We start from the raw sequence: 15825 nt of genomic DNA, 5'->3' as shown, positions 1-15825 counted from the left end.
TTGTTTCGTTATCCCAGATTGCTCATGACTGAGCAGAATTCAAGCCATGTTTACTCATGTTGCTATTAGGTCTATTCATATCGCATGCTCACACACCAACGTCGTTTCCTGCCCTCGACCAGCGCGCTTGCCGCCTTCGATTCCGTCGCCAAGCTCGGCAGCTTTTCCGCCGCGGCCAATGAACTGGCGCTCACACAGGGCGCCATCAGCCGCCAGATCGGGCTTCTGGAGGACCAGCTGGGCGTCAGGCTCTTCGAGCGCACGAACCGTGGCGTCGAACTCACGCCCATCGGCCGCACCTACGCCAAGGGTATCGGCGACGCGCTGGCCACGATCCGCACACTGTCGCTCGAAGCCATGGCGACACGCGACGACACACATCTTCGCCTCGCCATCTTGCCCACCTTCGGCACCCGCTGGCTAATGCCGCGCATGCCGGACTTCCTGGCGAAGAACCCGGCGATCATCATGGACTTCGCCACACGCATAGGCCAGTTCGAATTCGAGGGATCGGGCCTGGACGCGGCCATCCATATAGGTGAGCCGAATTGGCCAGGCACGGATTGCCAATTCCTGATGCATGAAATGGTCGTACCCGTTTGCAACCCCGCTTTCCTCGCCGCCAATCCGGTGAAGCGACCGGAGGACCTCCTGTCCAAGCCCCTTTTCGACATGGCGTCCCGGCCCCGCGCCTGGGAGCAGTGGTTCTCGAGCCTTGGAATCAGTGAAGGGCGCGGCGGCGGAATGCGCTTCGAACAATTCTCCAACGTCGTGCAGGCCTGCCATGCGGGCCTTGGAATTGCGCTCGTCCCGACCTTCCTGATCGAACCGGAACTGGCCACGGGACAACTCGTCCGGGCCTGGGATCACCAGGTGAAAAGTGCAAGTGCCTACTACCTCGTGCGCCCCTTGTCGAAGATGGCCTACGGCCCGGCGAGCGCCTTTGCTGGCTGGCTCATCGAGCAGGCCCGCACCTTCAGCGACCAGCGGCCGATGAAGGGTTGAGAAGCACCCAAAATGCATTGCGGGCTGTGTCCCGTGCCGATTGACAAGCCTCCGTCATGAGCAAAGACTAACCTGCGAAGCCCATGATCAGGCTCGGAGGGGACCATGTTCAAGAACCGTTTTTCGGCGTTACTCACATTCGCGCTGGCTATCGTTCCACTGTCTCAACCCGCCATGGCCCAGGACATCCGCACCATCGAGCGCATCGATGACGCTGACTATTTCGGCTTCGATCTGAGGACGGAAAAGAACGTCTCCATCGACGAATGCGAGGCAAGCTGCATCGGCGACGCGTCCTGCCGGGCCTTCACCTACAATCCGAAGGTCAACTGGTGTTTTCTCAAGTCCGATTATGACCAGCTGAACAGCTTTCCTGGGGCGATTGCAGGCCGCATCGTTGTGCAGACGGCAGAGCCCGACATCGGCGCCCCTCCGGCACTCACCTTTGTTTCGGAGTATCTGAAGTCGGAGGCCCGCAACCAGAGGGACCGTCTCGCAATCGCGCCCGAACAGGAAGGCTGGGGCCGAGATGCGCTGATCGACTCCGCCCGCGCCGGCTTCACCAGCGGTAACATCGATTTTGCGCTCGCATCCATGAAGGGCGCACTCTCGATCGATTCTGAGGATCAGGCGCTCTGGCTAGAGCTGGCCCGCATGGCAAACACCGTGACCGGCAATTATTCCATGGCCAACGAAGGCGCGATGGCCTCCATCAACGGCTATCTGCTGACCCGTGGCGCCGCAACACGTGCCGACGCCTTGGCAACCCTGGCAAAGTCGCTCGAGAACAGCGAGAACTGGCGCCCGGCGCTCAGCGCCTACAAGGCAAGCCTCGAACTCGCATCCAATGCTGAAGTCCAGGCCGCCTTCGAAGACCTGCGTTCCCGCCAGGGCTTCCGCGTCGTCAACAACACCGTCGATTCCGACAGCGCCTCACCGCGTGCCTGCGTCGAATTCTCCGAGCCGCTGGTCAAGCGCGGCGTCGACTACACCTCCTTCGTCACCCTCGACGGCAAGACGCCGAAGGCGCTCGAAGCGAAGAACAACCAGATCTGCGTGGAAGGCCTTGAGCATGGCGGCCGCTATCGCCTGGCGCTGCGCGCCGGCTTGCCCTCCTCGGTCGACGAGAACCTGGATGCCCCGGTCGAACTTGAGCTTTACGTCCGCGACCGCAGCGCCACCGTGCGCTTCACCGGCGACGCCTTCGTTCTCCCATCCTCCGCGCGCCAGGGCATTCCGCTTGTCTCGATCAACAGCGAAAGCGCCAATCTCGAACTCTACCGGATCGGCGACCGCAATATCGCCCCGCTGCTAGCCGCCTCGCAGTTCCTCACCCAGATGGACGGCTACACCGCCGGGCGCGTCAAGGACGAGATCGGCGAACTCGTCTGGCAGGGTTCGGTCGACATCACCAACGAGCAGAACAAGGAAGTCGTCACCAGCATTCCGCTTGAGGACGCGCTGCCCACCCGCAAACCCGGCATCTATGTGCTGACGGCCGTCTCCCCAACATCCGTCACCGAGAACTGGGACAGCCGCGCGACGCAATGGTTCGTCATCTCCGATATCGGCCTCTCGACCTTTGCCGGCACCGACGGCCTGCACGTCTTCGCCCGCTCACTGGCAACCGCCGCGCCGCTCGCGAACATCGAACTGCAGCTGATCGCCAAGAACAACGAGATCCTGGCAACCGCCACGACCGATGCCGAAGGCCGCGCCCGCTTCGACGCCGGTCTCGTCCGCGGCGGCGCAGCCCTGGCGCCGGCCGTGATCACGGCTCGCAGTGGTGCCGACGACAACGTCTTCCTTGACATGACCCGCGCCGGCTTTGACCTTTCCGACCGCGGAGTGGTCGGTCGCCCGGCACCGGGCCCTGTCGATATCCTCGCCTGGACCGAGCGCGGCATCTACCGCCCCGGCGAAACCGTGCACGCCGCAGCGCTGGCCCGTGACACCAATGCCGATGCCATCTCCGGCCTGCCGCTGACATTCCTCTTCTCGCGGCCCGACGGGGTCGAGTTCCGCCGCATGGCCGTCACAAGCGAAACGCTCGGTGGCTATGTCGTTGATCTGCCGATCCTTGCCAATGCCATGCGCGGCACATGGACGGTCGCTATCCACACCGATCCGAAGAAGCCGGCCATCGCCCAGTCGACCTTTCTGGTCGACGACTTCGTACCCGATCGTCTCGACCTGAAACTCTCAAGCGACGCCGAGACGATCTCGCCTGAGGAGCCAGTGACGGTCTCCGCAGATGGCCGTTACCTCTATGGCGCGCCGGCAGCCGGCCTGACGCTCGAAGGCGAAGTCGTGATCCGCCCGACAACCAGCCATCCGGACTTCAACCGCTACAGCTTCGGCCTTGCGGACGAAGAAGGCATCGAGGACATGCGCCTACCACTCGAAGGCCTTGACGCACTGGATGATGAGGGTCTTGCCAACATCGACGTCTCCCTCACTGACCTGCCTTCCACGACGCGCCTTCTCAACGCCGACGTGGTGCTGCGCCTGCGCGAAGGCGGTGGCCGCGCCGTCGAGCGCAAACTGACCCTGCCGGTCACGCCAGAGGGGCCGATGATCGGCATCAAGCCGGAATTCGAGGGTGATCTCGCCGAAAACACCAATGCCGCCTTCAACCTGATCGCCCTCGGCCCCGATGGCCAGCGTCAGGCGCTGCCGGCCGCACGCTGGAAGCTGATCAAGCTGGAGCGGAACTACCAGTGGTACCGCGACGGCTCGTCCTGGCGCTATGAACCGATCACCACGACCAAGCTCGTGGCCGACGGCACGACCGACATCGCAGCCGACGGCACCGCGCTTTCGGTGCCCGTCAACTGGGGCAGCCATCGTCTGGAGGTCGAACAAGGCGATACGGTCACCAGCGTGGATTTCGATGCCGGCTGGTTCGTGTCGGCAAGTTCCACCGAGACGCCGGATGCACTGGAGATCGGCCTCGACAAGCCCTCCTACCAGATCGGCGACACCGCAAAGCTCAAGATCTCGCCGCGCTTCGCCGGCCAGGTGATCGTGACCTCCGGCACGGATGCTCTGATTTCCACCCAGGTTGCCGAAGTCCCGGCCACAGGCGCGGAAATCGATATCCCTGTGACATCAGAATTCGGCGCCGGCGCCTATGTGACCGCAACCCTCTTCCGTCCGGGTGACGCCGAGGAAAGCCGCATGCCGGCGCGCGCGATCGGCATCGCCTGGCTCGCAGTCGATCCGGGTGCCGACAAACTCGCCATCACGCTTTCGCCGCCGGAAAAGACCCTGCCCCGCCAGCCCCTCGACATTCCCATCGAAGTGACCGGCGCCGGCATCGGCGAAGAAGCCTATTTGATGGTGGCCGCCGTCGATGTCGGCATCCTCAACCTCACCCGCTATGAAACGCCCGATCCGGAAAGCTATTACTTCGGCCAGCGCCGCCTCGGCCTCGAACTGCGCGACCTCTACGGACGCCTGATCGACGGCTCGCTGGGGGCCACTGGACGCCTGCGCACGGGCGGTGACGGCGGCCAGGTTGCTCTGCAGGGCAACCCGCCGCGCGAAAAGCTCGTGGCCTTCTTCTCCGGTCCGGTGAAGCTCGATGCGGAGGGCAAGGCAACAATCTCCTTCGACATTCCGCAGTTCAACGGCACGGCCCGCGTCATGGCCTGGGCCTGGTCGAAGACCGGCGTGGGCCATAGCGAGACGGATGTGATCATCCGCGATCCGGTCGTCGTCACCGCAAGTCTGCCGAAATTCCTCGCACCTGCTGACGAGACCAGCCTGCGCCTCGATATCGCGGCGACAGACGCTCCATCAGGCACCTACACGCTCGCCGTCACCGGCAACGGTCCCGTCAGCGTTGGAGGTGCGGACAGCCAACAGGTCGAACTGATATCAGGCGAAACAACGACCGTAACGCTTCCCCTGATGGCCAACACACCCGGCGATGGTGCAATCGACATTGCCCTGTCTGGTGGCGATGGCATCGCCGTCAGTCAGTCCCTTGACCTTCCAGTACGTCCGGCCACACTGCCGATCACCGAGCGTCAGGTCATTGCGCTCGCACCGGGCAAGAGCCTGACCGTCGACGGCGACCTGCTCGCCGACAGCCTGCTGCAGGGTGCCTCGGTCAGCCTCAATGTCGCCCGCGCCGATGGCCTCGACATTCCAAGCCTGTTGATGGCGCTCGACCGCTACCCCTATGGCTGCGCCGAGCAGACGACCAGCCGCGCGCTGCCGCTTCTCTATTTCGATGAACTGGCCAAGCTCTCCGGCCTGCCGGAAGACGAGGCGATCAACAAGCGTGTCCAGGATGGCATCCTGCGGGTGCTGGCCTACCAGTCGTCGAGCGGTTCCTTCGGTCTCTGGGCACCCGGGTCCGAAAGCCTCTGGCTCGACGCCTATGTCACCGACTTCCTGACCCGCGCTCGCGAGCAGAAGTTCGACGTGCCGGAAGAAGCCCTGGTCCAGGCGCTGCAGAACCTGCAGAACCGCATCGCCTACGACAACGACATCCGCACGCGTGGCAACGAGATCGCCTATGCGCTCTATGTGCTTGCCCGCAGCCGCAAGGCCTCGCTCAGCGACCTGCGCTACTACGCCGATACGATGCTGGGTGACTTCCCGACGCCCTTGTCCAAGGCGCATCTGGCGGCAGCCCTGTCGCTCTATGGCGACAGCGAGCGGGCCAACGGCGTCTTCCTCGATGCAGCCGGCATGAGCGAACAGGCTCGCCTGACGCCGGTCAGCTTCTCCCGCTCCGACTATGGCTCGGCGCTTCGCGATGCCGCCGGTGTTCTGGCCCTTGCGGCCGAAAGCCGTCCCGTTCCTCCTGTCGTCCCGATCCTGGCAAAGGTCGTGGCAGACGAATGGAAGGCCAAGCAAACACTCAGCACGCAGGAACAGACCTGGATGCTGCTCGCCGCCCGTGCTCTCCAGCAGGACGACAAGGGGCTGACACTGGAGGTCAATGGCGCAGAAAAGACGGGCGCCTATGCCGCCACGATCCCGGGTGACGCGCTCCTGCAGGCACCGCTGACGCTGACCAACACCAGTCTCGATCCTGTGAGCGCTGCGATCACGACCGTCGCTGCTCCGGTTCTGCCGCCAGCGGCAGGAGGCGAAGGCTTCGAGATCACCAAGACTTACTACAGCCTGACCGGTGAAGAAGCGAACATCACCGAGGTGATCCAGAACGAGCGCTACGTCGCGGTGCTGGAAGTGACTGAAGGGGACGACTGGCCGGCCCAGCTTCTCGTGAGCGATCTCTTGCCGGCCGGCTTTGAGATCGACAATCCGAGCCTGGTCGACAGCGCAGCCTTGGCGAACTTCGAATGGATCGGTCAGACCGAGACCGCGCATCTCGAATTCCGCAGCGACCGTTTCGTCGCCGCCGTCAATCGCGGCGAAGGCGAGAACGGCACGATCACGCTGGCCTATGTCGTCCGCGCCGTGACGCCCGGGACCTATGACTTACCCGCAGCGAGCGTCGAAGACATGTATCGCCCGCAGCTGTCGGCGCGCACGGCAGCTGGTGCGATGACGGTCTCGACCGCACCCTGATGGGTCGCGCGAGGCGCATCGGGATCAGCTTGGGGGCGGTTGCCATCGCGGCCACCGCCTCGCTTGCTGGACTGAACTGGGCAGACAGAAACTATCCTCCCCCGCTGGAAGAAGCCCGGGAAGTGTCGACCGAAATCCTCGATCGACACGGCCAGCTCTTGCGCGCCTTCGCGACCCGCGAAGGTCTCTGGCGGCTCGAAACTACGGTCAATGATGTCGATCCATCCTTGTTGCGCATGCTCGTCGCCTACGAGGATCGCCGCTATGAGAGCCATTCCGGCGTGGACCTTCTGGCATTGGGGCGAGCTGCCTGGCAGCTCGCCGCCAACGGCCGCATCGTCTCGGGCGCTTCGACGCTCTCGATGCAGGTCGCCCGCCTGATCGAGCCGCGCCGGGAACGCTCGCTGACGGCAAAGCTCATCCAGATCGCCCGTGCCATCCAGATCGAGAGGCGCCTGTCGAAGACGGAAATCCTGAATCTTTATCTCACCCACGCCCCCTATGGTGGCAATCTGGAAGGCGTGCGGGCTGCAAGCCTCGCTTGGTTCGGCAAGGAGCCCCGGCGGCTCTCGACCGCTGAAGCCGCCCTCTTGGTCGCCCTTCCCCAGTTGCCGGAAAAGCGCCGACCGGACCGCTATCGCGACAACGCGTTCGAAGCGCGCAAACGGGTTCTGGATCGGGCCCGAGAGGCCGAGGTCGTCGACGAAACGGAAGTCGAGCTAGCGCTGAACGCTTCACTGCCTAAAATACGCCGTCAATTGCCGGCCCTTGCGCCACATCTGGCAGAAGCCGCCCGACGCAAGGCGCCCGACGTCAAGCTCCACCAGACCACCATTCTACGTCCGGTTCAGGAGAAGCTTGAAAAGGTAGCGCTCGAAGCCGGCCGCAAGCTTGATCCCAAGGTCTCGCTCGCTATGCTGATGGCCGATGCCACCACCGGAGAAATCGTCGCCGAAGTCGGGGCGGCGGATTACTTCGATGCCTCCCGCTCCGGCTGGATCGACATGACACGTGCCGAGCGCTCGCCCGGCTCGGCGCTGAAACCCTTCATCTATGGCCTCGCCTTCGAGCAGGGGCTGGTCGCCCAGGAGACCATCGTCGAGGATCGCCCGGCCGACTTCTTCGGCTACCGCCCGAAGAACTTCGACATGCAGTATCAGGGGGATGTCAGTATTCGCCAGGCCCTGCAGCTGTCGCTGAACGTGCCCGCCGTGCGCCTTCTCGACGCCGTCGGCCCCTCGCGCCTGATGGTGCGCCTGCGCCGCGCCGGTGTGACGCTGAAGCTCCCACCGAACGAGGCCCCGGGTCTGGCGATTGCGCTTGGCGGTGCGGGCATCACGCTGAAGGATCTCGTTCAGCTCTATGCAGGGCTCGCCAACCGGGAGCAGCCGGTCCGGCTCGGAGACGGCATCCGCGACAAGGCCGAACTGATCGACGAACAGCCCCTCTTCGAACCCGGGGCGGCTTGGACGGTCGCGGACGTTCTCGGCAACGTCCTACCGCCAACGGGAAGCCCGCCCGCCGGCATCGCCTACAAGACCGGCACCAGCTACGGCTATCGTGACGCCTGGTCGGTCGGCTATGACGGTCGCTACGTGCTGGGCGTCTGGATCGGTCGTCCCGACAATGGCGCAGTCCCGGGAATTACCGGCTACAAGACGGCAGCACCGATCCTGTTCGAGGCCTTCGTCAAATCCGGCCTTGCCGGAACGGCCCTGCCCCGTGCGCCATCAGGCGCCAACCGCATAGCCGCCTCCGATCTGCCCCAATCCCTGCGCCGCTTCTCCGTCGATCCAAACGGCCTCATCTCCGTCTCGGCACGCGAGCGCCCGCCGCAAATCATCTATCCACTCGAAGGCTCGGTTCTGGAGCTCGGCAAGGGACCGGATGGTGAGCCCCTGCCTGTCGTCATGAAGATGCAGGCGGGTCGCGCGCCCTTCCGCTGGCTGGTCGACGGCAAGCCGATGAGCGACAGCACCCGCCGACGAACCGGCGAGTGGCACCCGGAGGGCTCCGGGCAATCGACGCTGACGGTCATCGACGCCGAAGGCAGGGCGGCCACAGTCAACGTCTTCATCCGCAACTGACGGTGCCGCCGATCTCACCGTGATCCAAACCGACATGCTCGCCGTAGAATTCCGTACATGTCTTCAAACGGGAGATCTTCGTTATGACCAGCAGCTTGCGCGCCGGATTTATCATGCTCCTGACGCTCGGCTTCATGGCCTCACCCACCATGGCCAACGAGCGCTTCACAGCCAGCGACATCAAGGGTGAGATCATCGGCAAACGCATCTATCTTGCCGTCCCTCTCGGCGGCGAGTTCCCCCTGAACTACCGCTCAAATGGACAGGTGGATGGCTCCGGTGAGGCGCTCGGCCTTGGACGCTTCGCCAAACCGAATGACAAGGGTCGCTGGTGGATTGCAGGTGACAAACTCTGTCAGCAGTTCACCAGTTGGTACAAGGGCGCACCCATGTGCTTCGAACTGATCCGCACCGGCGACAAGCGCCTCAAATGGATCCGTGACAACGGCCAGACCGGCACGGCCCGAATCGGCAGCAGCATCTGAAGCTTGTCGCGAAAGCAGGCTGTCCCTATCTTGCTTTCTGAGCAGAATGGGAACGTCGATGGCAGATCTGAAAAGCCGGCCGATCGGTGCGACGGCGACATTGGGCCGCGCGGGCTATCCGGCAATTCGTTCGGCGACGGGCGGCCAACTTGATATCGTTACCGGCTCTTCACAGCCCGGTTTCAACCCTCTGGATCTCCTCCTCGCATCGCTCGCGGCCTGCATGAGCATGAGCGCACGGATCGCGGCCCGTGAGATGGGGCTGCATGACATGGTTGAGCGGGTGACCGCCACAGTGAGCGGCGAGAAGGCCGTAGACGAACCCCCTCGCTTCGTCGGGTTTACCGTGGTGATGACAGTCGTCGGAACTCTGGACCATGATCAGCGTATGGCGATCGCACACCGGGCCGAAGAGATCTGCACTGTCAGCAACAGCCTGGCGGTCCGCCCAACAGTGCGCGTTGCGACCGCTTAATGGCCGAGCAGCCGCAAGGTGACTCTGTCGGGCGCACCGTCGCAGAAGACATCCAGTGCCCGACGAAACAGCGCGCCATCTTCGCCGGGAACCACCGCTGCAAACAAGGTCATGGACGACCGAAACTTCAGATCGTCGGGATGGCCGAAGATTTCAGCAAGACTGCAGTCCGCATGGGCGAGAGCAGCCTCCGTCGCGACCCGGAATCTCTCGCCAAGCCTCGGATGCGCGAGATAGGCACGTGCTTCATCTGCCGAGCGGAGCGCAAAGTGCCGCGCTGTTGCGGAATGACCAAGGCCTTCGAGCTGCGGAAACATGAACCACATCCAGTGACTGCGTTTTCTCCCATTCCGCAACTCCTGGAGCGCTTGCGCATAGCTATGCCTCTGCGCATCGAGGAAACGCCCGAAATCGAAATCCGGATAGACAGACAAAATAAGCCCTCCTGTCTCATGATGGCGTCACTCGAGGGGATACATCGGCTATGTCCCATACGATCAACTGTGCCGCCCAACCCGCGTTAAATCTTGACCTTTGAGCAATGTTCGTTAACAAGAATGTGAGGCGCCGTGATTTCAGCATCACCGCGTCCAAACCTGGTGCCGGGCCCCTCTGGCGAGAGTTTACGGCGCTCTCGTGATGTCGGTACCGCCAGCAATTTGAGCCGGCGGATTCTAGAACAATGAACACTTGGATCATGCTTCATGCGAAGGCGTGCAGGGCGCTTCGCATCTCTACTCTTGTAACCTCCTCCCGATTGGAGGTCCGCTCGTGAACACGTCAGCTGCAACGGGTGCAAGCTCCACTCTCGGTTATTTTCGCTGGGCCTTCATCGTCACGGCCATCGGCCTCATCCTGGGCGGCGTCCTCGGTTGGCAATCGACCGGCACGATCGGCGGCATGGCGACCGTCTTCTTCATCTGCGCGGTTCTGGCGGTCCTCGAGATCTCGCTGTCCTTTGACAACGCGATCGTCAACGCCAACAAGCTCAAGGACATGACACCGGTCTGGCAGCATCGCTTCCTGACCTGGGGTATCATCATCGCCGTCTTCGGCATGCGTATCGTCTTCCCGCTGCTGATCGTCGTGATCGCCGCCCAGATCGGGCCGATCGAAGCGATCATCCTGGCAGCGCGCGAGCCGGCAGAATACGCCCGCATCATGAACGACGCGCATCTTCCGATCGCGGCCTTCGGCGGCACCTTCTTGATGATGGTCGGCCTCACCTACTTCTTCAATCACGAGAAGGACGTGCACTGGATCGGCTGGCTTGAGAAGCACATGGCGCGCTCGGCCTCCATCAAGGGCATCGAGATTGCGCTCGTCCTGCTTCTCATCTTGCTCTTCTCCAACCTTCTCGAAGGTGAGGAAGCGACGACCTTCGTCTATTCCGCGATCTACGGCCTCGTGACCTTCCTGGCCGTCGAAGTGCTGGGGGGCCTGCTAGACGCCTCGCAGAAGACGATGAGCGAAGCCGCGAAAGGCGGTCTCGGCGCCTTCATCTATCTGGAAGTGCTGGACGCCAGCTTCTCCTTCGATGGTGTCATCGGCGCCTTCGCGCTGACGCAGAACCTCTTCATCATCGCGATCGGCCTCGGCATCGGCGCCATGTATGTGCGCTCCATGACCATCATGCTGGTCGAAAAGGGCACTCTGGCCGAATACCGTTATCTGGAACACGGCGCCTTCTACGCCATCCTGATCCTCTCGGTGATCATGTATGTCCAAACGCTCTTCCATATCCCGGAAGTGATCACCGGTCTCGGCGGTGCAGCTCTCATCGGCATCTCGCTCTGGTCCTCGATCAAGTACAATCGCGAGGAGCGGGCCGAGGAAGAACGCCTCTCCCACGAGACGCTCGCAGAGAATATCTGATCGGGTGCGAACGAGACAATTCAAAAGGCCGGCGGAGACGCCGGCCTTTTTCGTAGCGATAGTTGTCGGCTCAGTCCGGGCCTACGTCCGTACCACGGGAACCGACCTTCGGCAGTGATCCCGTTCCCGGCGTCTTCATGGGATCCTGAAGCTCAGGTTTGTCATGCGGGCCGGCGGCCGGCATGTTCTCAGCCGTCGACTTCTCGTCGTCCGACTGTCGCTTGTGCGGCTTCTCGATCTCTTCGGTCATGGACTATCTCCGTTCCTGGGACAGGAGAAACATGCGTCGAACCTTCAATGTTCCGGGCCCACCCTACGAGTTTTTCGGGAACAGTCGGAAAGCTGATGACGTTCGGTACCCATGACAGGAGAAAGGAGCCCAGCAATGACCACCGACGAGACTGAGGAGCACTATCGGCTGAAGCAGAATCACCTCGAGGGCGACCGGCAGGCGATCGAAGGGCAAATCGGAGATCGCGACGGTTCGGAGACCCTCGAGGACGAACGGACCGAACAGGGAGCCGACCTCGACCCCAAGCGCCGGATCGATTGAGCAAGAGCACAATGAACAGAAAGCCGACACCGGGTTCGGCAGAGAAGCACAGCCGCAACGGGTTCACACGCGAACGCGATTGATCTTCTCGGACATGAGCGACGGCAATATCGTGCCCATCGGAATACTGGCAAGTCGGATAGCCACGGGCCAGGGAAGCCAGACTGAAAAACGGTACTCAGACTTGCGCCGTAGAAAAGCTCTCCCATATCTCGGCGGTGATTGGAGATATCCGTCGATGAACAGCGCAGCACCGCAAGGCAGTCTCTCTGCAGAGGCCGGCGTGGCATCCAGACGCCTGGCACACCTGCAGGCCCATGCCGCGGCAGCAGGTTCCGTCAGCCTTGATGAACTGATGTCGGCCATGGGTCGCAGTAGCATCGCATTTGCGATCCTGATCCTCTCCCTACCCGCGCTTACCCCGATCCCCGGCCCCTTCGGTTTCGTCTTCGGCAGTTGCCTCGCCATCGTCTCCCTGCCGATCATCGCAGGCTTCCGCCGCGTCTGGCTGCCGCAGTTTCTCGGTCACCGCCAGGTGTCCAGCGGCGTCATCGATGTGATGGTACGCTACACGGCGCCTCTCGTCGCCCGCGTGGAAACACTCTTGCGCAAGAACTGCATGCGCCATCTCGCTGGGCCTCGGGCCCAGGCTTTTCTGGGTGTGCCCGTCCTCCTTCTCGCTGTTGCGGTGGCTCTGCCCATCCCCTTCGGCAATTTTCTGCCCGTCGCGGCGCTGGTGATGATCGCTCTCGGCCTCATGGAGCGCGACGGCCTGGTCGCCATCCTCGGCGTCGCCATGGGCGTCATTGCTTTGACCGCCTCAGGTGGCCTGGTCTATGCCGCAGCCATGGGTCTGGGCTGGGCAATTGGCCCCTGAAAAAAATTTGAGCTTCAATGGAATAGGATTGGCTCCTGTTCCGTATACTGAGGCATGACGACGAGTACGAACCCGTTCAACGTGATTGGCCAACTCGCAGCCCTGCGGCGCTACGCCCGTTCGCTTGTCAGAAATCCGGACGAAGCAGAAGACCTCGTCCATGACGCACTTGTGCGGGCGCTGGAGCGTAAGTCGACCTTCAAGAGTGGCGGCAGCATCCGCAATTGGCTTATGTCGATATTGCACAACACCCATATCGATCGACTGCGCCGGGACGTTGCAGCCAACCGGCGCAATGATGCGGCAATCGAACTCGCCGACCTCGTCGCGCCCGCCGCTCAGGAACATTCCGTGCGGCTCGCCGAGGTGCGTGACGCCTTTCTGGCCCTGCCGGAAGAGCAGCGCGAGGCACTGCATCTCGTGGCCATTGAGGAGCTTTCCTATCAGGAGGCCGCCGATGTCCTGAACATACCCGTGGGAACGCTGATGTCCCGCATCTCACGCGCCCGTGCCCGGCTTCGGGCCATGGAAGGCGGCGAAGACGCAATCCCCGTTCCCCACCTCAGAATCGTTGGAGGAAACCCCGATGACCAGCCATGACCCCGTGATCGAGGCCGACTTGCACGCCTATGTCGATGACCAGCTCGATGTCGGTCGTCGCATCGAGGTCGAAGCCTATCTGTCTGAAAACCCGTCCATTGCCGCCAAGGTCATGGCCGATCTTCGTGTCCGCGACGAATTGCGCCTGGCATTGGCAGGCATGCCGGTGGCGATGCGCCAGGGCACACGTGAAGCCGCACGGGCCCTTGAAAACGCCGTGAACCGCCCACGCACCGTCGACATCATGCGGCGCGCCGCCGCAGTCGTTTTGCTTGTCGGTGCCGGCTGGATCGCTCATGGCTGGATCGCTCCGGGCAGCATCGGCGAAGTGGTGGCCTCGGTGCCGCCGCCGCAATTTGTCGAAGAGGCAATGCGCGCCCATCAAACGGCGGAGCTGCGCGAACAGATGAAATCGCAGGCCGAGACGAGCCGGTTCGACCCGGCGGAGATCCGGTCTGCGACGGCCATCGTGCTTCCCAGCATGCCGGCCGAATGGTCCGTGCGGGACGCACAGATCTTTCCCTCGACCTATGGTCCGAGCGTCGAGCTCGAGGTTGAGCCCCAATCCGGCGAGAGGCTGTCACTCTTTGCCGTAAGGCCTGGCAATTTTGCCGTGCAGCAGGTGCTGCTGAAGCAGGAAGGCCAGACCAACGCAGCCTATTGGCAGATCGGCGACGTTGCCTACGCGCTGATCTCCGAGACCGAAAACGTGGACAAGCTGGCCGAACAGGCCCGTAAGCTTGCCCGTACCCTTTACTGATCCCAAGGAGGTAACTGACTATGGACCCCATCCAGAACCGCTTCGGCTACGGCGCTCAGGCCCAGTCCGCGGCACTCTTCGACGAAGGCCTGCGCAAGCACATGCTGCGCGTCTACAACTACATGGGCCTCGGGCTGGTGATCACCGGCATCGTCGCTTTCGTGGTCAGCCAAACGCCGGCACTTTATGTGCCGATCTTCTCGACCCCGCTGAAGTGGGTCGTGATGCTGGCTCCGCTCGCCTTCGTCTTCTTCTTTTCGTTCCGCATCCATGCGATGTCGGCCGCCACCGCGCAGATGGCCTTCTGGGCTTTTGCGGCCGTGATGGGTCTGTCGCTGTCGTCGGTCTTCCTGGTCTTCACCGGAACCTCGATTGCCCGCACCTTCTTCATCACCGCGACCATGTTCGGTACGATGAGCCTCTACGGCTACACGACCAAGCGTGACCTGTCGAAGTTCGGCTCGTTCCTGGTGATGGGCCTGATCGGCGTGATCATCGCCTCGATTGTCAACATCTTCTTGGGCTCCAGCGCCCTGCAGTTCGCGATCTCGGTCATCGGCGTCGTCGTCTTCGTCGGCCTGACCGCCTGGGACACCCAGAACATCAAGGAACAGTATGCCGAGAATGTCGACCAGGAGAGCCAGCAGAAGCTCGCCGTCTTCGGCGCGCTGTCGCTCTACCTCAACTTCGTCAACCTGTTCCAGCTGCTGCTGAGCCTGACCGGCCAGCGCGAAGAATAAGATAAAAACGCGTCGGGAGAACGACGAAGCAAGAAGTGCCCGGGTCGCAAGCCCGGGCACTTTTCTGTTCGAGCGGCAGCAGAACTTTCTTGGCTATGGCTTTATCGTGATCGAACGATCCAGCCCGTGCCGCGTTGTAGGGGGCGACACAAACCCAATCGGAGTTCCCATGGACGTCCTACGCATTCTTCTCGCCATCCTCCTGCCGCCGGTCGGCGTTTTCCTCCAGGTCGGCATCGGCCTGCATTTCTGGTTGAACATCCTGCTGACGCTCTTCGGCTATATTCCCGGCATAATCCACGCCATCTGGGTCATCATCCGAAAATAACCCCTGAGCCACTCCCGAAGATCTTATGCAGAGCGGGATGCATGCCCGCTCTCATCCGTTCCAGGGGGAGATCTTTGAAGATTGGCGCGGTTTCAAGCAACAGAGCCACGTGTGGCGGATCGATGAAGGGCTCGCGACCCTCGGCACAGTGCGGGTGGCGGAGCCGTTGACCTGCCCTGTTACAGTGTTACCACCAGAACAGCCAGGAACAGGATCGAGAAGGCAACAGCTGCCATGGCCATCCGCTGCCTGCAAACCTCGGCGAAACGAGAGGACCTGGGTTCACCGAAAAGCTTTGCAATCGCATGTGACATGGCAGTCTCCGACGAAACGAAGCCACTCATTGGCCTCGGCTGATATAGACACATTTTCGTCATAATCGGCTCGAGGTCAATAATCACGACTAGATTGGTATTCTAAAGATTCGGCGCATCGGAAAATGACGTCCACATGCGCGCGGCATCAGCAAGCAATCCTTTCACTGCTCCCC

General features: G+C 62.3%; 14 protein-coding genes. 12 read left to right on the top strand and 2 right to left on the bottom strand.

Annotated features, from left to right (window positions below; genetic code table 11):
- The first annotated feature begins 84 nt into the window (after nucleotides 1–84).
- From E9677_RS24640 to E9677_RS24620, 5 genes are all read left to right on the top strand, one after another.
- A complete protein-coding gene (locus E9677_RS24640; RefSeq protein WP_136560719.1) occupies nucleotides 85–1005 on the top strand; it encodes a LysR family transcriptional regulator in 921 nt (306 codons plus the stop codon).
- A gap of 105 nt (nucleotides 1006–1110) precedes the next feature.
- Entirely contained in the window at nucleotides 1111–6555 is a 5445-nt protein-coding gene (locus tag E9677_RS24635; protein WP_136560718.1) for an alpha-2-macroglobulin family protein, read from the top strand.
- Nucleotides 6555–8642 carry a penicillin-binding protein 1C gene (gene pbpC, locus E9677_RS24630; RefSeq protein WP_136560717.1) on the top strand — a complete coding sequence of 696 codons (2088 nt, stop codon included), beginning with the start codon at nucleotides 6555–6557 and terminating at the stop codon, nucleotides 8640–8642. Before E9677_RS24635 ends, pbpC begins: the two co-directional genes overlap by 1 nt.
- Before the next feature lie 83 nt (nucleotides 8643–8725).
- Nucleotides 8726–9127, top strand: a complete 402-nt coding sequence (locus E9677_RS24625; RefSeq protein WP_136560716.1) for a hypothetical protein — start codon at nucleotides 8726–8728, stop codon at nucleotides 9125–9127.
- Nucleotides 9128–9185: 58 nt separating this feature from the next.
- Nucleotides 9186–9602, top strand: coding sequence for an OsmC family protein (locus E9677_RS24620; RefSeq protein ID WP_136560715.1), 417 nt, complete (start codon nucleotides 9186–9188; stop codon nucleotides 9600–9602).
- Here the strand turns inward: E9677_RS24620 and E9677_RS24615 are convergent.
- The gene (locus E9677_RS24615) at nucleotides 9599–10036 is read right to left on the bottom strand and encodes a DUF1810 domain-containing protein (RefSeq protein ID WP_136560714.1); all 438 of its coding nucleotides are present in this window, start codon (nucleotides 10034–10036) and stop codon (nucleotides 9599–9601) included. The genes E9677_RS24620 and E9677_RS24615 overlap by 4 nt on opposite strands.
- Nucleotides 10037–10373: 337 nt before the next feature.
- On the opposite strand from E9677_RS24615, the gene E9677_RS24605 reads away from it, so the two are divergent.
- Nucleotides 10374–11477, top strand: a complete 1104-nt coding sequence (locus E9677_RS24605; RefSeq protein ID WP_136560713.1) for a DUF475 domain-containing protein — start codon at nucleotides 10374–10376, stop codon at nucleotides 11475–11477.
- A gap of 70 nt (nucleotides 11478–11547) precedes the next feature.
- Here E9677_RS24605 and E9677_RS24600 read toward each other — a convergent pair whose 3' ends face one another.
- Entirely contained in the window at nucleotides 11548–11727 is a 180-nt protein-coding gene (locus tag E9677_RS24600; protein ID WP_136560712.1) for a hypothetical protein, read from the bottom strand.
- 135 nt (nucleotides 11728–11862) lie between these two features.
- On the opposite strand from E9677_RS24600, the gene E9677_RS25340 reads away from it, so the two are divergent.
- The 6 genes from E9677_RS25340 to E9677_RS24575 all read left to right on the top strand — a co-directional run bounded on the left by E9677_RS25340 (nucleotide 11863) and on the right by E9677_RS24575 (nucleotide 15335).
- Nucleotides 11863–12030 carry a hypothetical protein gene (locus E9677_RS25340; protein ID WP_168801345.1) on the top strand — a complete coding sequence of 56 codons (168 nt, stop codon included), beginning with the start codon at nucleotides 11863–11865 and terminating at the stop codon, nucleotides 12028–12030.
- Between the two features lie 238 nt (nucleotides 12031–12268).
- Nucleotides 12269–12907, top strand: coding sequence for an exopolysaccharide biosynthesis protein (locus E9677_RS24595; RefSeq protein WP_136560711.1), 639 nt, complete (start codon nucleotides 12269–12271; stop codon nucleotides 12905–12907).
- 54 nt (nucleotides 12908–12961) lie between these two features.
- A complete protein-coding gene (locus E9677_RS24590) occupies nucleotides 12962–13507 on the top strand; it encodes a sigma-70 family RNA polymerase sigma factor (protein WP_136560710.1) in 546 nt (181 codons plus the stop codon).
- Nucleotides 13494–14267, top strand: coding sequence for an anti-sigma factor family protein (locus E9677_RS24585; RefSeq protein ID WP_136560709.1), 774 nt, complete (start codon nucleotides 13494–13496; stop codon nucleotides 14265–14267). The genes E9677_RS24590 and E9677_RS24585 overlap by 14 nt, the downstream gene beginning before the upstream one ends.
- 20 nt (nucleotides 14268–14287) lie before the next feature.
- A complete protein-coding gene (locus E9677_RS24580) occupies nucleotides 14288–15007 on the top strand; it encodes a Bax inhibitor-1/YccA family protein (protein ID WP_136560708.1) in 720 nt (239 codons plus the stop codon).
- A gap of 169 nt (nucleotides 15008–15176) precedes the next feature.
- Entirely contained in the window at nucleotides 15177–15335 is a 159-nt protein-coding gene (locus E9677_RS24575; RefSeq protein WP_069043052.1) for a YqaE/Pmp3 family membrane protein, read from the top strand.
- The last annotated feature ends 490 nt before the right edge of the window (nucleotides 15336–15825 follow it).

Source organism: Peteryoungia rhizophila, from assembly GCF_004912145.1.
Taxonomy (GTDB): Bacteria; Pseudomonadota; Alphaproteobacteria; order Rhizobiales; family Rhizobiaceae; genus Allorhizobium; species Allorhizobium rhizophilum.
Note: the sequence above shows the minus strand (reverse complement) of the source record. Positions and strands in the feature narration are given on the sequence as shown.

Coding starts and splice junctions, on each gene's coding strand:
- E9677_RS24600 (WP_136560712.1), bottom strand. CDS start 11,727: ATGACCGAAGAGATCGAGAAGCCGCACAAGCGACAGTCGGACGACGAG.
- E9677_RS24590 (WP_136560710.1), top strand. CDS start 12,962: ATGACGACGAGTACGAACCCGTTCAACGTGATTGGCCAACTCGCAGCC.
- E9677_RS24580 (WP_136560708.1), top strand. CDS start 14,288: ATGGACCCCATCCAGAACCGCTTCGGCTACGGCGCTCAGGCCCAGTCC.
- E9677_RS25340 (WP_168801345.1), top strand. CDS start 11,863: ATGACCACCGACGAGACTGAGGAGCACTATCGGCTGAAGCAGAATCAC.
- E9677_RS24585 (WP_136560709.1), top strand. CDS start 13,494: ATGACCAGCCATGACCCCGTGATCGAGGCCGACTTGCACGCCTATGTC.
- pbpC (WP_136560717.1), top strand. CDS start 6,555: ATGGGTCGCGCGAGGCGCATCGGGATCAGCTTGGGGGCGGTTGCCATC.
- E9677_RS24640 (WP_136560719.1), top strand. CDS start 85: ATGCTCACACACCAACGTCGTTTCCTGCCCTCGACCAGCGCGCTTGCC.
- E9677_RS24635 (WP_136560718.1), top strand. CDS start 1,111: ATGTTCAAGAACCGTTTTTCGGCGTTACTCACATTCGCGCTGGCTATC.
- E9677_RS24595 (WP_136560711.1), top strand. CDS start 12,269: ATGAACAGCGCAGCACCGCAAGGCAGTCTCTCTGCAGAGGCCGGCGTG.
- E9677_RS24625 (WP_136560716.1), top strand. CDS start 8,726: ATGACCAGCAGCTTGCGCGCCGGATTTATCATGCTCCTGACGCTCGGC.
- E9677_RS24620 (WP_136560715.1), top strand. CDS start 9,186: ATGGCAGATCTGAAAAGCCGGCCGATCGGTGCGACGGCGACATTGGGC.
- E9677_RS24575 (WP_069043052.1), top strand. CDS start 15,177: ATGGACGTCCTACGCATTCTTCTCGCCATCCTCCTGCCGCCGGTCGGC.